17 protein-coding genes are annotated in these 17373 nt (G+C 69.5%); 9 read left to right on the top strand and 8 right to left on the bottom strand.

The features are described 5' to 3' along the window. Positions 1 to 30 precede the first annotated feature (30 nt). On the top strand, positions 31 to 1239 hold the full coding sequence (locus tag ACFV15_RS26690; RefSeq protein ID WP_378353338.1) for an MFS transporter: 1209 nt from the start codon (positions 31 to 33) through the stop codon (positions 1237 to 1239). Here the strand turns inward: ACFV15_RS26690 and ACFV15_RS26685 are convergent. The 7 genes from ACFV15_RS26685 to ACFV15_RS26655 form a co-directional block, all read right to left on the bottom strand. Then, a complete protein-coding gene (locus ACFV15_RS26685) occupies positions 1153 to 1998 on the bottom strand; it encodes an SAM-dependent methyltransferase (RefSeq protein ID WP_378353337.1) in 846 nt (281 codons plus the stop codon). The genes ACFV15_RS26690 and ACFV15_RS26685 overlap by 87 nt on opposite strands. 37 nt (positions 1999 to 2035) lie before the next feature. Then, positions 2036 to 2965 (bottom strand): N-acetylmuramic acid 6-phosphate etherase, encoded by a 930-nt coding sequence (locus ACFV15_RS26680; protein ID WP_378353336.1) that lies wholly within the window; start codon positions 2963 to 2965, stop codon positions 2036 to 2038. A gap of 23 nt (positions 2966 to 2988) precedes the next feature. Further along, positions 2989 to 3990, bottom strand: a complete 1002-nt coding sequence (locus tag ACFV15_RS26675) for a MurR/RpiR family transcriptional regulator (protein WP_378353335.1) — start codon at positions 3988 to 3990, stop codon at positions 2989 to 2991. 208 nt (positions 3991 to 4198) lie between these two features. Further along, a complete protein-coding gene (locus ACFV15_RS26670) occupies positions 4199 to 5941 on the bottom strand; it encodes a serine hydrolase (protein WP_378353334.1) in 1743 nt (580 codons plus the stop codon). Between the two features lie 7 nt (positions 5942 to 5948). Further along, positions 5949 to 7259 (bottom strand): exo-beta-N-acetylmuramidase NamZ domain-containing protein, encoded by a 1311-nt coding sequence (locus ACFV15_RS26665; protein WP_378353333.1) that lies wholly within the window; start codon positions 7257 to 7259, stop codon positions 5949 to 5951. Then, positions 7256 to 9022: a glycoside hydrolase family 3 protein gene (locus tag ACFV15_RS26660; protein ID WP_378353358.1), complete on the bottom strand. Its 1767-nt coding sequence runs from the start codon at positions 9020 to 9022 to the stop codon at positions 7256 to 7258. The genes ACFV15_RS26665 and ACFV15_RS26660 overlap by 4 nt, the downstream gene beginning before the upstream one ends. Before the next feature lie 831 nt (positions 9023 to 9853). Further along, positions 9854 to 10678 (bottom strand): HAD family hydrolase, encoded by an 825-nt coding sequence (locus ACFV15_RS26655; RefSeq protein WP_378353332.1) that lies wholly within the window; start codon positions 10676 to 10678, stop codon positions 9854 to 9856. 732 nt (positions 10679 to 11410) lie between these two features. Between ACFV15_RS26655 and ssd the strand changes: the two genes are divergently transcribed. The 8 genes from ssd to ACFV15_RS26615 all read left to right on the top strand — a co-directional run bounded on the left by ssd (position 11411) and on the right by ACFV15_RS26615 (position 16873). Next, complete coding sequence (gene ssd, locus ACFV15_RS26650; RefSeq protein WP_378353331.1) at positions 11411 to 12481, top strand: septum site-determining protein Ssd; 1071 nt, start codon at positions 11411 to 11413, stop codon at positions 12479 to 12481. Further along, complete coding sequence (locus ACFV15_RS26645; protein ID WP_378353330.1) at positions 12478 to 13635, top strand: TadA family conjugal transfer-associated ATPase; 1158 nt, start codon at positions 12478 to 12480, stop codon at positions 13633 to 13635. Before ssd ends, ACFV15_RS26645 begins: the two co-directional genes overlap by 4 nt. After that, complete coding sequence (locus ACFV15_RS26640) at positions 13632 to 14408, top strand: type II secretion system F family protein (protein ID WP_378353329.1); 777 nt, start codon at positions 13632 to 13634, stop codon at positions 14406 to 14408. The genes ACFV15_RS26645 and ACFV15_RS26640 overlap by 4 nt, the downstream gene beginning before the upstream one ends. Then, positions 14405 to 14977, top strand: a complete 573-nt coding sequence (locus ACFV15_RS26635) for a type II secretion system F family protein (protein ID WP_378353328.1) — start codon at positions 14405 to 14407, stop codon at positions 14975 to 14977. The genes ACFV15_RS26640 and ACFV15_RS26635 overlap by 4 nt, the downstream gene beginning before the upstream one ends. Before the next feature lie 24 nt (positions 14978 to 15001). Then, positions 15002 to 15172, top strand: a complete 171-nt coding sequence (locus tag ACFV15_RS26630; RefSeq protein ID WP_378353327.1) for a DUF4244 domain-containing protein — start codon at positions 15002 to 15004, stop codon at positions 15170 to 15172. Beyond that, entirely contained in the window at positions 15172 to 15519 is a 348-nt protein-coding gene (locus tag ACFV15_RS26625; protein ID WP_378353326.1) for a TadE family type IV pilus minor pilin, read from the top strand. Before ACFV15_RS26630 ends, ACFV15_RS26625 begins: the two co-directional genes overlap by 1 nt. Further along, complete coding sequence (locus tag ACFV15_RS26620) at positions 15509 to 15850, top strand: Rv3654c family TadE-like protein (RefSeq protein WP_378353325.1); 342 nt, start codon at positions 15509 to 15511, stop codon at positions 15848 to 15850. The genes ACFV15_RS26625 and ACFV15_RS26620 overlap by 11 nt, the downstream gene beginning before the upstream one ends. A gap of 402 nt (positions 15851 to 16252) precedes the next feature. After that, positions 16253 to 16873, top strand: a complete 621-nt coding sequence (locus ACFV15_RS26615) for a bifunctional DNA primase/polymerase (RefSeq protein WP_378353324.1) — start codon at positions 16253 to 16255, stop codon at positions 16871 to 16873. Here the strand turns inward: ACFV15_RS26615 and ACFV15_RS26610 are convergent. Continuing rightward, on the bottom strand, positions 16846 to 17373 hold a 528-nt coding region (locus ACFV15_RS26610; protein ID WP_378353323.1), incomplete at its 5' end, for a Zn-binding domain-containing protein. The genes ACFV15_RS26615 and ACFV15_RS26610 overlap by 28 nt on opposite strands.

Raw genomic sequence — 17373 nt, 5'->3', positions numbered from 1 at the left:
ACCATCGAATCGTTGGCTCACTATACCTCCATGACGATTCGACGATCATCGAATGATCGGCTCGTTCTGGGGCCCCTGCTCATCCTCGCCGTCGGCACCTTCATCCTGGGTACCGACGGCTTCGTCCTGAACGGCCTGCTGCCCACCATCGCCGCCGACCTCCACGTCTCGGAGTCCGTCGCAGGCCAGCTGACCACCGTTTTCGCCGCCACCTACGCGATCAGCTCGCCGCTCATCGCCGCCTTCACCGGATCATGGGACCGCAAACGCCTGCTGGGCGCCGGTCTCGTCCTGTTCACCATCGGCATGGCAGGGCAGGCGCTCGGCGAGAGTTTCACCGTCGTCGCCGTCTCGAGGGTGCTCGCCGCGATCGGCGCGGCCGCGTTCCAGGCGAACGCCTACGTCATGGCGGGCGCGATCGCGCCGGAAACGCGTCGAGGCCAAGCGCTCGCGACCGTCGCCGCCGGCATGAGCGTGTCGATGGTGCTCGGCGTGCCGATCGGGGTGCTCGCCGGGAACCTGGCCGGCTGGCGCGCGGTCATGTGGGGCATCGGCGCGCTCGGAATCCTTGTCGCGCTGGCGGTTCCGATGCTGCCCGCCGTGCACGTCCCGGCAGCGGGCCTGCGTGACCGGCTTTCGGTGGTCGTGCGGCCGCCGATCGCGCGCGTGCTCGGGGTGACCGTGCTCGCCATGCTCGCGACGTTCGGCGTCGCGACCTATCTGCCGGTGATCGCCAAGGATGTCGCCGCCGGCGCGGTGCTCGCGTGGGTGCTCGTCGGCAACGGCATCGGGCAGGTCATCGGCACCACGCTCGCCGGCCGCTGGACCGACCGGTTCGGCCCTGACCGGGTCCGGCTCATCTCGCTGTCCGGGGTCGCGAGTGCCTTGCTGCTGCTCGATTTCGCCGCGCTGAGCCTGCCGTCGACGATCGTTTATGCATTGCTGATCGGCGGTTTCGCGGGAATGCTGATGGTGCCGCAGCAACACCGGCTTTTCTCGCTCGCGCCGGACGCGCCGTCGGTCGCGCTGGGGCTCAACGGCTCCGCGATCTACGCGGGCGGCGCGCTCGGCTCCGCGGTCGGCGGTGTCGTGCTCGCCTGGGCGGGCCCGAAGTGGCTCGGCCCGGTCGCGGCGGTCTCCGTACTGCTCGCGCTAGCCCTCTCGACGCGCCGAGAAAAGCAGGCTCCGGCCCATGATCGCGTCCATGCCGGAGACAAGCGGCCTGCCGAAGCGCGCTGAGACCTCGGTGGCTTCCTCGGTCGACACGGTCCAGCCGACCGTGTCGAGCCACTTGGCGAGATCGCGGCGCGGCTCGATGTTCCAGAGGTCGATCATGTCGACGCCATAGCGTTCGGCGGCTTCATGGAACAGCGGGTCGTCCCGCATCTCCTCGAACTCCCAGCCGTGCACGTACTCGACCGAAAGCATGCTGCCGGGCGCCGAAAGCGCATGGACCGTCTCGGCCAGTTCCTCTTCGGCCGCCGCGGGCAGGTACTGCACCAAGCCCTCCAGCAGCCACGCGGTCGGCATATCCCTGTCGAAGCCCGCGGCGACCAGTTCGGCCGCCCAATCTCCGCGCAGGTCGGCGTCCACCGCGTGGCGCGCGCACCGGGCGTGCGCGCCTGCCGAGTCGAGCACCCGCTGCTTAAACTCGTGCATCCGAGGTTGGTCGACCTCGAACAACACGGTCCCGTCCGGCCAGCCCAGCCGCTGGGCGCGGACGTCGAGACCGGCGGCGAGTATCGCCACCTGCCTTATCCCCGCCGCCATCGCGGCGCGGAAATAATCATCGAAATACCTGGTGCGCACCGCGACGTAGTTCACGCCGCTGTCCGGTGGCACCCGCGCCGGGTCCGGCACGGTGATGCCGGCCGCGGCCAGGAACCGCCCCGCGAGCGGGTCGGTCACCAGCCTGCCGGATTTCGCGTGCTCGAGTGCGCGCGCCATGGCCACACCGAGCGCGGTCGAACCGACTTCGGCCGCGTAGTACTCGTCCATGCCTGAACAGTGGCATCGATCGAGCGAACTGAACTGACTAACTAGCCCTTATGTGCAACGAATCCAGTGCCTTGCGTACATGCCCGTCGTTGGCCGACAACGCGGCCGCCGCGCCGCGGACGTCCACCCCGGAGAGCAGGTGGACCAGCGCGACCTTCAGTTCGCCGTCGGCTTCGGTGAGCGCGTCGGAGCACACCGCCATGGTCATGCCGGTGGCCTCCTGCAGTATCCGCACCGTCCGGCCGCGCAGCTTCGCGTTCGTCGCGCGCATGCTGACCATCAGGTTCGAATACGTCCTGCCGAGCTTGATCATCGTCGCGGTCGAGAACGACGTGAGGATCAGCTTCTGCGCGGTGCCCGCCTTCATCCTGGTCGAGCCCGCGATGGCCTCGGGGCCGGTGTCGACCGCGATGAGCACGTCGACGCCCGGCGGCTTCGAACCCTTGGCGTTGCCGGACACGAGCCCGGTCTTCGCGCCGCGGCGGGCGGCCGCGGCGAGCGCACCGAGCACGAACGGCGTCCGGCCGGACGCGGTGAGCCCGAGCACGAAGTCGCCGGGCTCCACCGACGACGTCATCTCGGCCGCGCCCGCCATGGCGTCGTCCTCGGCGTTCTCCACGGCCTGGCGCAGTGCCCGCTCGCCGCCCGCGTGGTGCGCGACGAACAGGTCCGGCGGCACGTTGAACGTGGGCACCAGTTCGGCCGCGTCGAGCGTGGCCAGCCTGCCGGACGTACCGGCCCCGACGTAGTGCACCCGGCCACCGCCGCGCAGCGCTTCCACGGCGTGGTCGACGGCGACGGCCAGCTGGCCGAGCACCGCGTTCACCGCGTCCGGCACCCGGCGGTCCTCGGCGTTGATCGCGCCGAGGATGCCGATGGTCGACATCAGGTCGATGTCGGTGGTGCGCGGATTCCGCTGCTCGGTCGGCGAATCGACGTGCACCACCTGCCGTGGGACGGTCATCATGCGCCTCGCTTCTAGGTCATCGTTCATTTGCCGGTTTCCCGGGGCCGCCGCCTGCCATCGGGGCGAACTCCGAGCCTGTGTGAGCCGACGGCGTCGCGCGTCGCGTCGAGCGCGTTGACGGCGTCGTCCATGTGCCGCTGCGCGACACCGATGAAGAGACAGTCGATGACGGTGAGCTGCGCGATGCGGCTCGCCGTGGCGCCGGAGCGGAACGTGGTCTCGCGGGCCGCGGTGGTGAGCACGTAGTCGGCCACCTCGGTGATCGGCGAGCGCGGGAAGTTCGTCAGCGCGATGGTGGTCGCGCCGTGCTCACGGGCCACGCGCAGCGCCTCGACCGTGTCGGTGGTCGCGCCGGTGTGCGAGATGCCGACCGCGACGTCCGCGTCACCCAGCACGGCGGCCGAGGTCAGCATGATGTGCGTGTCCGACCAGGCGAAGCTGATCCGGCCGATGCGGTGCAGCTTCTGCTGCAGGTCCGCCGCGACGAACGCGCTCGCGCCGACGCCGTAGACGTCCACCCGGCCCGCGGAGGCGACCAGGTCGATGACCTTCTGCAGGGTCTCGACCTCGAGCTGCTCGGCGGTCTCTTCGACGGCGCGCGCGTCGGCGAAGCTGACCTTGTTGATGACCGACTGCAGGTCGTCGTCCGGGCTGATCTCGCCGCCGAGGTTGCGGCTGGAACGGGCTTCGGAGCGAGCGGTGTCCGCGGCCAGCGCGATGCGCAGCTGCGGGTAGCCGCCGACACCGACGGCCTTGCAGAACCTGGTGACCGTGGTCTCGCTGGTGTTCGCGGCGAGCGCCACCTCGGTGATGCTGCGGCGCGCGACGGACGCGGGGTCCTCGAGGACCACCTTGGCGACACGCTGCTCGGCGCGGGCCAGACCAGGCAGGAGCGACCGGATCCGGACGAGCGGGCTCGCTTCCGCGTCGCGTGCCTGGTGCTGAACAGGCACGGACTCGGGCGGCGCCGTCACCGTCACTGAATCGGCAGTGTCCACCGTGGGAAAGTTACTAACCGTCGGCATTTGAGACAAGGCTACCCACACCCTTCGGGGAGATCGCAACCCATCCGTGTCTGCGGATGCTTTTGCGATTAATCGTTGAACTGAAAGTCGCTAACCAGGTCCCAGCCGTTAACGTCCCCGAGCTAACAGATTGGCAACGTAGAGTCGCACTGTAACGGGGGCAATCCCGCTCAGCGGCACGGTATTTTTGCCAGATTCTTACCTTCGGTCACCGAGAGTTCAGTGCCCAACCCGATGCGGTGAAGATTGACGGGTGATGCTCACCGTCGATAACTGTTCGACCGCTCTCTGTGACTCGGATGTCATCAAGATGAATTCCGCGGCCCGTGTAACGGGCGTCGGTCGCGTAGCGCCACCGAAGTATTACCGGAGTGGCTGTAGTCACGTTCGCGATTACTCGCCACCACTGGCGGTGACCGTGGCCGGACAACGAAATCGATTCAGAAAGGGGCGCTCCCGGCCCGTGCGCGCGCATCTTGACGGGGGTCCATGACGCCCCGTCCGCACTCGACTCCAAGGAGAGAAGGTCAGTTTCTTCCGAGTCGACGAAGGCGTCGAAAGTCACCTTGAGCGAGCCCGCCTTGAGCTGCCCGGTCGTGAGGGTGGCCGAGCTCGCGTCCCCGATCGTGGTGGCCCAGTAATCGCGCCCGGCCTCCGGGCGGACCGTCATGGCCTTCACGAGTGAGCTCGCCCAGGTCTCGCGCGCGAGGTTGATCGAGCCCCAGCCGCGGCTCGGGTGCACCCGGTTGGTCAGCAGGATGGCCACCGACCGCGATTCGGGGTCGATGACGAACGAAGTGCCGGTGTAGCCGGTGTGCCCGGCGGTGCTCGGCGAGGCCAGTGCGCCCATGTACCACATCTGGTCGAGCTCGAAGCCCAATCCGTGGTTGTTACCGGGGAAGGCCTGGTTGTAGTCCGTGAGCATGCTCCGGACGGTCTCCGGCCGCAGGATCCGGTGCCCGCGGTAGCTGCCGCCGTTGAGGATCGCCTGGCCGAGCACGACCATGTCGCCCGCGGTCGAGAAGACGCCCGCGTGCCCGGCGACGCCACCCAGCGACCAGGCGTTCTCGTCGTGCACCGAGCCGCGGACCATGCCGCGCGGCGGGTTCGACTGGAACTCCGTCGCCGCTACCCGGTTCAGCTTCGCCGCGGGCGGGTTGTACCCGGTGTCGGTCATGCCCAGCGGCGCGGTGATCCGGTCGCGCACGACGGCGTCGAGCGTCGAGCCGGTCAGCTTCTCGACGAGGAAGCCCAGCGTCAGCAGGTTGATGTCGGAGTAGAGGTACGTCGTGCCCGGCGCGTTCTTCAGCTTGCTGTCCAGCACGGCCTTGCGGCGCGACGGGATGTCCGGGTAACCGGCCCACAGCGACGGCCTGGGGTCGGCGTCGAACCCCGAGGTGTGCGTGAGCAGCTGCTTGACGGTGATGGCTTCCTTGCCGTTCACACCGAACTCGGGCAGATAGGTGATCACCGGGGCGTCGAGCGCGACCTTGCCCTGCTCGACCAGCTGCAGCACGGCGATCGAGGTGAACAGCTTCGACACCGACGCCATGTCGAAGATGGTGTCCATCCGCATCGGCACCTGCTGCTCCGGCGGCAGCTCGGTGCCCGCGGCGTCGGCGTACCGGACGGCGCCGCCGACCGTGTACTTGTCGACGATCGTGCCGTCGTGGGCGAGCAGGCCCACCGCGCCCGCGAAGTGCGGGTGGCCGGTGGTGTCCGGCTTGGTCCAGCTCTCCAGGAACCGCTCGGCGGCCTTGATCGGCGCCGGGTCCAGCCCGGCGCTCGACGGCGAGCCGTCGCGCAGCGTCGTCCACGCGGGCGCGAAGTCACGCTGAGGACGGTCGAACCGCCCGCTCAGGTGGCTTTCCGTGCTCGCCATCGCGCTCGTTCCGGAGAAGGTGACCGCCGCGGCGGTCAGTATCGCCGCGACCCGGATCCACCTTTTCATGAGTGCCTCACCTATAGATCAAGTACTGCTGCCGCTGCCTGTCGAACCGGCCGAGCTCGTCTTGCCAAGAACCAGTGATCTCGTCGACGCCCGCGCCGGCGTCGACCATCGTGCGCAGCCGGTCGGAACCGGACAGCTTGTCGATGTAGTTGTCGGGCCGCCATGCGAAACCGGGTTGCTGCTTGCCGGTCACGAGCATCGCGACGGCGGTGCGGATCGCGTCGAACGCGCGCGGGTCCGTCACCGTCAGCTGGACGCCACCGCAGGTCACGTTGACGAACTTGCCGAACGTCGGCACGAAGTACGTCTCGCGGAACTTCACGCCGGGCAGCCGCAGCTCGGCCAGCTTCTCGCGCCAGCGCCAGTCGATGCCGGGCGCGCCGATGATCTCGAACGGGCGCGTCGTGCCGCGGCCCTCGGAAAAGACGGTCCCTTCGAACATGCCGGTGCCCGGGTAGACGTGCGCCGTTTCCGGGGTCGGCATGTTCGGGCTCGGCGGGATCCAGTCGAGCCCGGTCCGCGCGAAATGCTGATCGCGCCGCCAGCCACGAACCTGGACGATGTCGAGCTTCGGGAGTTTCACGCCCTCGGCGGGAAGGAATTCGCCGACGTAGAACCTGGCGAGCTCGCCCGCGGTCATCCCGTGCTGCTGGACGATCGGCTTGCGGCCGATCCCGGAGCTGAACGCCGGGTTCAGCATCGGGCCGTAAGCCTTGCCGCCCAACGGGTTCGGCCGGTCCAAGACCACAAAGGACGCTCCGGCCTTCGCGGCTGCGACCATCGCGGTGTAGAGCGACCAGATGTAGGTGTAGAAGCGCGCGCCGACGTCCGCGATGTCGAAGACGACGGTGTCGACGCCCGCTTTGGTGATCATCGCGGCGAGCTTGGCCGCGTCGACGCCGTACGCGTCGTACACCGGAACGCCGGTGCGTGGGTCCGTGTAGTCGCCTTCGGATCCGCCTGCCTGCGCGCTGCCGCGGAAGCCGTGCTCCGGGCCGAACGCGGCGGCGGGGCGGATCCCGGCGGCGACCATCGAGTCGACGATGTGGTCACCGTTCGCGAGCACGCCCGTCGGGTTCGACAGCACGCCGACCTTGCGACCCGCGAACAGGCGCCAGCCTTGTGCGGCAAGGATTTCCGCGCCGGTGCGGACGCCGCCGTGGCCTTCCTCGCCCGCGGGCCCCGCGCTAGCATCGCTAGTCGAGCTAGCAGCGCTAGTCGCGCTAGCGTTGCTAGCCATAGCGCTGCTAGACGAACTAGCGACGCTAGTCGTCAGCGCCGCGCCCGCCGCCAGGAACGCCCGCCGGTTGAGGCTCACCACGAGAGCCCATGGCCGAACGGGTACTTGACCTTGGCCAGGTCAGTGCCCACCGGGATGTCGACCGGCAGCTTGCCCTGCGGCGCGACCTCACCGAGCACCACCTTCGCCAGCGCTTCGACGGTCGGCGTGATGTAGCCATAGCTGGCGAGCCACGTCTTCACGGTCTCGTCGTACCCGGCGTCGTACGGAATCGCCGCCGCGACCGCGACCACCGGCTTCCCGGTGGCGTTCAACGCGTTGAGCAGCTTCAGCTGCAACGGGAACAGCCGGATGTTGTTGGTGAGCACGACGATCACGTCCTTGCCCTGCGCCGCCGCGACGGCCTGCGCGATCGCCGCGTCCGACGGGGCCTGCCCGGTCTGCAACGCGGTCGCCGCGGTTCCGTGCGCCGTGAATCTGGCGGCGAGCTGCGCGGTCGTCGACACGCCCCAGCCGGTGATCAGCGCGGAGGCTGGCTTCTGCTTCAGCGGCAGCACGCCGCCGTCGTTGCGCAGCAACGTGATCGAGCGGTCGGCGATGGCCTGCGCCTTCGCGAGGTTCGCCGGAGTGCCGAGCTGTCCCATGACCTTCGAGGTGTCGACGAACGGGGTGAACAGGATGCCGCGCTTGAGCTTCAGCGTGAGAATGCGCAGCACGCTCTCATCGATGCGCCGCTCGCTCAACTCGCCCTTGCGCACCGCGTCGACCACGGAGTTGATGGCCACCTCGAGGTGCACCGGCATGAGCAGCTGGTCGGCGCCGGCCTTGAGCGCGAGCAGCGGGATCTCGGCGTCGGAGTGCATCTCACGCACGCCCTGCATCTCGAGCGAGTCGGTGACGATGACGCCCTTGTATCCGAGTTCGTCGCGCAGCTTGCCGGTGATGATCGGCTTCGACAGCGTCGCCGGTTCGAGCGACGGGTCGAGGCTGGGGAACTGGATGTGCGCGGTCATGATCGAGTCGATGCCCGCGCGGATGGCGGCCTTGAACGGCGGGACGTCGGTCTCGCGCCAGTGCTCTTCGGTGCTGTCGATGCGGGGGAGTCCGGTGTGGCTGTCCGTCGGCGCGGCGCCGTGGCCGGGGAAGTGCTTCGCGGTGGCTGACACAGTCTGCGAGAGCCGGTAGCCGTCCTGGTAGCCCTTGACCTCGGCGGTCACGAACTGGCTGGCCAGTCCCGGCTGGCCGGAGAACGAGCGGATGCCGATCACCGGGTTCACCGGGTTCGAGTTCACGTCCGCGTCCGGCGCGAAGTTCTGGTTGATGCCGACCGCGCGCAGTTCCTTGCCGAGGATGGTGGCCGCGGCCGTCGCGTTGGCGGCGCTGCGGCCTGCCGAGATCGCCATCGCGCCGGGGAACTCGGTCGCCGGGGCGCCCATCCGGGTGACCGTGCCACCCTCCTGGTCGGTCGCGATCTGCAACGGGATGCGCGCGCCACTGTGCGTGGCCGCCTGCTGCAGGCCGTTGGACAGCTTCGCGACCTGCACCGGGTCGTCGAAGTTGTCCCGCGAGTCGTTGTTGAAGTAGATGACGCCGCCGAGGTGGTACTTCTCGATGACCTGCGCGGGGGTGTCGACGCCGAAGTCCGCCTGGTTCTTCGCGTTGACCTCGTCGGCCGACTTGCCGTTGACCCAGGTGACGAACAGCTGGCCGACCTTCTGCTCGAGGGTCAGCCCGTGCAGGGTGCGCTGCGCTTCGGCCGCGAAGGTGTCCACCCGCCCAGTCTGACCGGCCGGTGCGGCGACCGCGGCGCCCGCGCCGGTCACGGCGAGTGCGCCCGCCATCGACAGCACGAAGACTCGGCGAGGAAGAACACGTCGGATGCTCAAGGCAGCCTCCCAGTATCCGCGCGGCGCCGGCGGCGGCGTCGCAGCACGAAACGGCCGCTCGGGAGTTTCTCACCCGAACGAGCCGATATCGGAAAGCTACTCACGTGCCAGGGGGTTGTCTATCGGCCACGCAGCCCAATGTCGCGGAATTTCGTCCGCCAAAAGCGGAAGGACGCCCCGCGCGTGTGCGCGAGACGTCCTTCATCGTGGCCAGTAAGAGGAAGGTGCCCTTCCACGCCTCCCGATAGGTCGTGAAAAAACATTTTCATCTTTTGCTGTGACTAACTTGAGTCCCTCGCGAGAAGACCTCCTGCATTAGTCGGCCTCGGGTGCCACGCGGCACCTGACGAAAGTGTTTTAACGCTGGCGGCGCCCGTCGGCCGAAGCCAACGGGCGCCGCCCTCGCGCGAACTTTCGGGTGACCAAGCGTGCAACTCTGGTCGTACCTTCATGGACTCGGCGTGTGGCGTCCCACTACGCAGTCCCTAGACGACGAGCCTCCCGCGGCGCGCTGCGCGTGGGTGCCCGGAGTCCGCGCACGGAGGTTTCCCGGGGTGGAAAAGGCTTCTCTTCTACCTTTTCCCTGGCCGACCAAACGTCCGCACTTACTTTCTACGCCGTGATGGGAGTCACTTCAAGAGCGCGGATGGGTGCACCGGTACAGAGGCTCGATCTAGTGACTTCCCTACCCTGAGCGACATAGAATTCTTGGTCCTGTCTAAGGAAAGCCAGCCCGGTACCGCCGTGTGGGTGCACGCAGCGCCGACAAGGGTGACAAGCCGGGCGCTAACGGTCCTTCCGGCGCCTCGCCAGGCCATACCAAGTCACCCCCGCGGCGGCCACGCCCAGTCCCAGCGCCACCGCTGTGGGTGACGCGAGCGGCAGCCGGTTGCGCAGTGACATCGGGTTGTCGAACGTCAGCACCGGCCAGTCCTTGGTCGCGGCGTGCTTGCGCAGCAGCCGGTCCGGATTGACCGTGTACGGATGCCCGACCACTTCGAGCAGCGGGATGTCGGTGCTCGAATCGGTGTAAGCGTGGCACTGGGCGAGGTCGTAGCCGTAGGTGGCGGCGAGGTCCTTCGCGGCGAGCGCCTTGTTCTCGCCGTAGCAGTAGAAGTCCACCTGGCCCGAGTACCGGCCGTCCACGATCTGCATCCTGGTGGCCACGCTGCGCGTCGCGCCCAGCATCCGCGCGACCGGCGCCACCACCTCCTCGCCGGTGGCCGAGAGCACGATCACGTCGTGCCCGTCCGCCTTGTGCCGCGCGATGAGCTCGGTCGCCTCGACGTAGACGAGCGGATCGACCACATCGTGCAACGTCTCCTCGACGATCGCGGAGACCTGCGCGACATCCCAGCCCGCGCACAGCGCCGACACCTCCTGGCGCATCCGCTCGGTTTTTCCCGCGTCCGCGCCGGCGAGCGAGAAAACAAGCTGCGCGTACGCGCTCCGTAAAGCGGCACGGCGGTTGATGAGCCCCTCTCTCAGCAACGGTTTACTGAAGGCGAGCGCACTCGACGAGGCGATGATCGTCTTGTCCAGATCGAAGAACGCCGCGACCCGGTTCGGCGCCACATCGGCTGGTACGGCAGGGAAGTTCGGTTCGGCCACCCCACCACAATAGGAGTATTCGCGTCTTCGATCTTGCTGGTCGGTCACGAACGGCAAGATCCGATGGAAAATTCATCACAGCGGGTGCGGATTGGCCGCTGATGCCGTTATCGAATTGTGGGTGTGCCCAGAAGTGCCGCGATGGCGCGGATGGAGTTACAGTTGGCGAGTCCGGTGCTACACCGGCCAGGTTCAGTCCGACCCCCCGGGGCTGAACCCCCGACGACCCCCGCCCCTCCCCCCTGGCGGGGGTCGTCCCTTTTCTTCTTCGTCTTTCCCAAGGCCCGCAAGGGTTTCAGGGGGCGGGACCGGAAGTGGAAAACGCCGTTTCGCATAGCGCGAAAACAGTGTGCCGGATGTCTTTCGCGGGGTGGGCGAATACGAACCCGGGTCGAACGTGCGGGCGCACACGGCGAACTCGCGTGCGTGCTGCTGACTTTCGCCCGTTTTTCCGCCCTTCGGGCACTGGTCTTGGGGACCAAAGAACACTCGAGCGGCTGGTCTCGACGACCAAATCTTGTTGCGGGACAGTGTTTTCGGGCTCCCGGCCGGCGCGGCCGTCTCGCGCATACCACACAGGGCCGACAACTCGCGCCGCGGAAACGGTGTTTCCCGCGGAGTTATCCACATCGGGGTGGCTATCCACAGGTGCGGGGATCGGGCGTTGTGGCGGCCGTGGCGCATGCGTGACGGTGGAGGCATCGACCGAAATCGACGCAGCAGGGGGTTGGCATGACTACCGGCACACGGCCACTCATCGTGGCCAACGACGAAACCGTCATCGACGAAGTGATCCGTCTCGCGGCAGCGGTGGGCTGCAGTACCGAACGCGCGCCGGACCTGGTGGCCGCACGGACGAGCTGGGCGCGGGCGCCCATGGTGATACTCGACGAGGAAGCCGCGATGCAGCAGAACGCGCTGCCACGAAGACGCGGGGTTTTCCTGGTGTGCAAGGGCGCGCCGGCCCCGCCGGTCTGGAGATCCGTGTTCGACGCGGGCGTCGAGCGGGTGCTGAGCCTGCCGGAGGACGAGGCCGCGCTGATCGCCGAGCTCGCCGATGTGGTCGACGGCCCTGACGTGCCCGGCGGCCGGATCATCGGGTTCCTCGGCGGGCGCGGCGGCGCGGGCGCTTCGGTGCTCACCGCGGCCGTCGCGATGACCGTCTGCCGGGAGGGTGGCAGCGCGCTGCTGATGGACTGCGATCCACTCGGCGGCGGGATCGACATCGTGCTCGGCGCGGAGGCGCGGGGCGGGCTGCGCTGGTCCGAGCTGCAGGTCGGCTCCGGCCGGGTGTCGATGACGGCCTTGCGTGAAGCACTGCCCGCTCATGAATACCGCGGTGGACGGCTGTCCTTCGTCTCTTATGACAGGGACGGTGGCGGGTCCTCTGTGGAGGCCGTGACGGCCGTCGCCGAAGCCGGGCGCCGGGCGGGCCGTAAGGTCCTGTGCGACCTGCCCCGCAATCTCGGGCGTACCACCGAGGCGGTGGTCGGCATCGCCGATCTGGTGGTCGTGGTCGTTCCGGCCGAAGTACGCGCATCCATTGCCGCGCAACGCATCCAGCGCTATCTGGAACATCGTGCGTCGCGGGTGGCGCTGGTCGTCAGAGGGCCTTCACCCGACAAGATCCCGGCGGCGCAGATCGCGGGAACGGTCGGGCTGCCATTGCTGACCTGGATGCCGCCCGAACGTGGGCTCGCGCTGGCGCTCGACAGAGGCAAGTTCGAGCTGAACCCCCGCGGGCCGCTCGGCGTCACCGCCCGCGCCGTGCTGCGCGCGCTGCCTGACGAGGTGGCGGCATGAGCGCCGAACTCGTCGAACGTGTCCGCCTGCGCCTGGCGTCGGCCGGGTCCGCGCCCGACACCGCGGCCGTGGCCGACGCCGTCCGCGCCGAGGCCGGTGGTGCCATCGGGCACGTGGATCTGTTGCGCGCCTTGCGTTCCCTGCGGCACGAGTTCGTCGGTGCCGGTGTGCTGGAGCCATTGCTCGAGGATCCGGACACCACCGACGTGCTGGTGACCAAGCCCGGCGAGGTGTGGACCGATGGCTCGTACGGCCTTCGCCTGTCGGACGTCGTGTTCGAAGACGAGGCCGCGGTGCGCAGGCTCGCGCAGCGGCTGGCGTTGCTCGCCGGGCGAAGGCTCGACGACGCCCAGCCCTATGTGGACGGTTGGCTGCCGGGTTCCGGTCCGCACGGCAGGGTGCGGCTGCACGCCGTGCTCCCGCCGATAGCCGCGGACGGGACTTGCTTGTCACTTCGCGTGTTGCGCCCGGCCTCGCACGACCTCGCCACGCTGTGCTCGCTCGGCACGTTCGACACCGCGGGCAAGGAACTGCTGCAAGCGATCATCGCGGCGCGCCTTGCGTTCCTGGTCACCGGCAGCACGGGCTCCGGCAAGAGCACGCTGCTCGCGGCCATGCTCGGCGCGGTCGCGCGGTCGGAACGCATTGTCTGCGTGGAGGACGCGGCCGAGCTGCAACCGGCGCATCCCCAGTTCGTCAGGCTGATCGCGCGGCCGCCGAACATCGAAGGCGTCGGCGAGGTGACGCTGCGGGAGCTGGTACGTCAAGCACTGCGGATGCGCCCTGACCGGCTCGTGGTCGGCGAGGTTCGCGGGCAGGAGGCCGTCGACCTGCTCAACGCGCTCAACACCGGCCACGACGGGGGTGCCTGCACGCTTCACGCCAACTCGCCGCAGGAAGTCCCCGCCCGGATGGAGGCGCTGGCCGCGCTCGGTGGCTTGGCCAGGGCCGCGTTGCACAGCCAGCTCGGCGCCGCGGTGCGGGTGGTGCTGCACATGCGGCGGATCCCCGGTCGCGGGCGGCGGCTCGACGAGATCGGGGTCGTGCGGCTCGGCGGTGCCGGGGTACGGGTGTGCCGGGTGTGGCACGCGGGCCGCTGGACCGAGCATCGTCCCGTCCTCACCGGACTGCTCACCGGAGCGTCGCCGTGGTGAGCGCGTTGCTCGGGCTGGCCGCGCTCCTGTGCTGGCCCGCGACCTGTGCGAGCGCCCGGCTCGCCGGGCTGGCCGGTCGGATCCGCCCGTCGAGCCGTGACTGGCCGCGGCGATGGTGGCGGACCGGTCTGGGCGGCTTGGCGCTGATCGTCTCCACGATGCTCGCCTGGCCGGGCGGAGGGCTGGCCGCCGCGTTGCTCGGGTTCGCCGTGCGGCGTGATCGACGGGAGCGCGATGCCATGCGGACCAGGCTCGCCGAGGGGGACGGATTCGCCGAAGCGTTGCGCGCGATGGTCACCGAACTGCGAGCCGGTGCGCATCCGATCGCGGCCGCGGAGTCGGCGGCCAGGGAGGCGACAGGTGAGGCGGCGCGGGCGATGCGGACGGTCGCCGCCGCGGCGCGGCTGGACGGGCCGTTCCCCGAGTCGCCGGGTGACGGGCCGCTCGGCAGGCTCACCGGCGCGTGGACGCTCGCACAGCGCCATGGCTTGCCGATGGCCGAGGTGCTCGACGCCGTCCGGCGTGATGTCGAGCTGAGTGTGCGGCTCGCCAGGCAGGCCGACGCGAGGTTGGCGGGGCCGAGGTCGAGCGCGTCCGTGCTGGCCTTCCTGCCGTGCCTGGGCATCGCGCTCGGGCAGGCGATGGGAGCGGACCCGGCGAGGGTGCTGACCGCGACAGCGCCGGGTCAGGTGCTGCTGGTACTGGGCGCCGGCTTCATCGCCGCGGGACTCGCGTGGAGTTCGCGGCTGACGCGGCGGGTGGTGACGGTATGAGCGCCATGGTCTTGTTCGCGGCCGGGCTGTCGGCACTGCCACCGGCGCTGGGTGCGGTGGATCGGATGCGGAGCCTGAACCCTGCCGGGCGGCACGTGGCCTGGCGATGGCCGAGGCGGAAGCGGACGCGGGGTGACCCGTTGCGGATGGCGGCCGTGCTGGACCTGCTGGCTGCTTGCTTGCGCTCCGGGCTTCCGGTGCCCGAGGCCGTTCGCGCGGTCACCGGTGCCACCGCGGCGGACGACGCCTTGCGCGCGACGGCGGATCTGCTCGAACTCGGAGCCGATCCGGTGCTCGCGTGGGAACCGGTCGCCTGCTGTGACGGGCTCGCCGAGCTGGCGAGAGCGGCCCGCCGGACCGCGCGGTCCGGGACAGCATTGGCCGAGGCGGTCGCGGACCTGGCCGTCCGGCTGCGCGCCACGGTCTCGGACGAGGCCGAGGCGCGGGCGCAACGCGTGGGCGTGCTGATCACCGGGCCGCTCGGGCTGTGCTTCCTGCCCGCCTTCTTCTGCCTGGGTGTGGCTCCGGTCGTCGCCGGGCTCACGGCCGGGCTGCTGACCCCGCATTGACCTACTGGATAAGAGGAGACAGCCATGGAAAAGCGGTTCCTGTACGGCGACGCGGGCGCGATCTCGGCCGAGTACGCGTTGATCACGCTCGCCGGCGCGGCCATCGCCGGTGTCATCTATCTGATCGTCACCAGCGACTGGGCGGCCGACGCGTTGCGCGGGCTGATCGAACGAGCGCTCTCGGTGGGTACGTGATGGACGGTGATCGGGGAGCGGTGACCGTGGAGGCCGCGGTCGCGCTGGGCGCGATGGCTTTCGTGCTGGCTTCGCTGCTTGCCGGGCTCGCCGTGGTCGTCGATCTGCTCAGGTGCACCGATGCCGCCGGTGAGGCGGCGCGGCTGGTGTCGCGCGGTCAGCGGCAGCAAGCCGAAAGCGCGGTGCTGGCCATCGCACCGGGTGGCGCGCGGCTGGCCGTGCGGGCCGAGGGTGACGCGGTGACCGTCGAGGTCGGTGTGGCTCCGGCAGGCGGGCTGCTGTTCGGCGCGCGGGTGCGTGCGACGGCGTTCACCTTGCTCGAACCGGGGGTGTCCGGTGTCGGGTGAACGGGACAACGGCTCCGCGTCGGTGTTCGCGGCGGTGGCCGTGCTGCTGGTGCTGCTGATCGGGATGACCGTGTGCTGGGTCGGGATCGCCTCGATCTGCCGTCGGCGGGCCGAGACCGCGGCCGACCTCGGCGCGCTGGCGGCGGCGGGCGGGCTGTCCTGTGAACGGGCGCGCCGGGTCACCGACGCCATGGGAATAGGACTGAGCGGGTGCCGGTTCGAGTCCGGTGACGCGCTCGTCGAGGTTCGGATGGAACTCGCCGGGGTACTCGGTCCGTTGGGTCCGGTGGCGGCGCGTGCGCGTGCCGGGCCGGTCGACCGCCCACCGTGAGCGGCTCCGGAGACGAGCGGCCGATGAGTGGACGGTGCGGCTGATCCCGCCGACCGCGAAGTTGAGTGGTCCAGATCACGAGCAGCGGTCGTCCTCACGCGCCGAGCGGTCGTTTGAAACTTTTGGCTCCCGCCGAACGGCGTACCTCAAGAAGCACGCGGAAGCCCACGAAACCGTCGCCCCTGGTTCGGCCTGCGGCGAACGGCCCCGCAGCGGTGCCGTCGACCGGATGATCGGTAAGCGGCAGTTCGGTCCAGCCGTTGAACTACCGCGCGTTCATCGCCCCGTAACCACCGGTTGTCGAGCGGGTCCTATCGGCAATGTGCAACTTGCCGTTTATTGAGATGTACGCCACTACGGGCTAGCGGCGGCAGAGCTTGAGCAGATGGAGGCAGGAAGACAATGTTGGACGCGAACTGGCCGGACAGCTGGCGCAACGCTTTCCGCATCGAGCTGCGCGCCGAGGCGATCGGTCTCGCGTGGCGTGGCTGGCCGGTGCTGCCGGGTGTCAACCCCGTCGCGGTGCGCGGCGAGGACGACGACCTGACCTGGCGCAGGCCCGTGCCGGCGTACGACAACTGGACCGACGTCATCGGCGCCCACCCGCACCAGGTGGCGGAGTGGTTCTGCGACAAGACACACAGCCTCCTCGTGGCGACCGGCACCGTGCTCGACGCGATCGAGGTCGACGACGAGCTCGGCAAGCGCGCCGCCCGCCTGCTGCGTGCGACCGGGCACCCCGCGCCCATCGTCGCCATGCCGAACGGCCGCTGGCTGTTCCTCACCACCGCGGCGGCGAGCATCCCCGCCGCACTGGCCGCGCAGGCCTCCATCGAATGGCACGGCGCCGGCAGCTGGATCCCGCTGCCGCCGTCGCCTTTCCAGCACGGTGTCGTGCACTGGCGGGTCAAGCCCGAGGTCTGGGGCTGGCAGCTGCCGGAAGCCGCCGCCGTGCACGAGGTTCTGGTGCGCGCGCTCGAAGGCGAGCACGCGATTCACCTGGTCGAGTCTTCGGCCGCTTGATCCACCCCGTGGCCGGACTGGCCGCCGTGCTGACGCAAAGCCCCGAGCACGGTATCCAGCACGGCCACGGCACCCGCCTTGTCCAGTGGATCGTTGCCGTTCCCGCATTTCGGCGACTGAACACAGGACGGGCAACCCGTCGGGCACTCGCAGGAGATGATCGCCTCCCGCGTCGCGTCCAACCATGGGAACACCGCGGCGAAGCCGCGGTCGGCGAATCCCGCACCCCCGGGATGACCGTCGTGAACGAACACCGTCGCCTCCCCGGTGTCTTCGTGCCACGCGGTGGACACTCCGCCGATATCCCATCGGTCGCACGTGGCGAACAGCGGTAGCAGGCCGATCGCCGCGTGCTCGGCGGCATGCAGGGCACCGGGGACGCGGGCCGGGGTCAGGGCGGCGCCCCCCCGGGCCCCCCCCCCCCCCCCCAGTGAGGGCCGGATCGTGGTCACCCCCCCCCCCCGCACCGGTACCAGCCCCCGCCGGGGGAGGCCGACAAT

It is taken from the genome of Amycolatopsis sp. NPDC059657 (assembly GCF_042734395.1).
Classification (GTDB): Bacteria; Actinomycetota; Actinomycetes; order Mycobacteriales; family Pseudonocardiaceae; genus Amycolatopsis.
The sequence above is the reverse complement of the archived record's forward strand: the minus strand, read 5'-3'. Positions and strand labels throughout refer to the sequence as shown.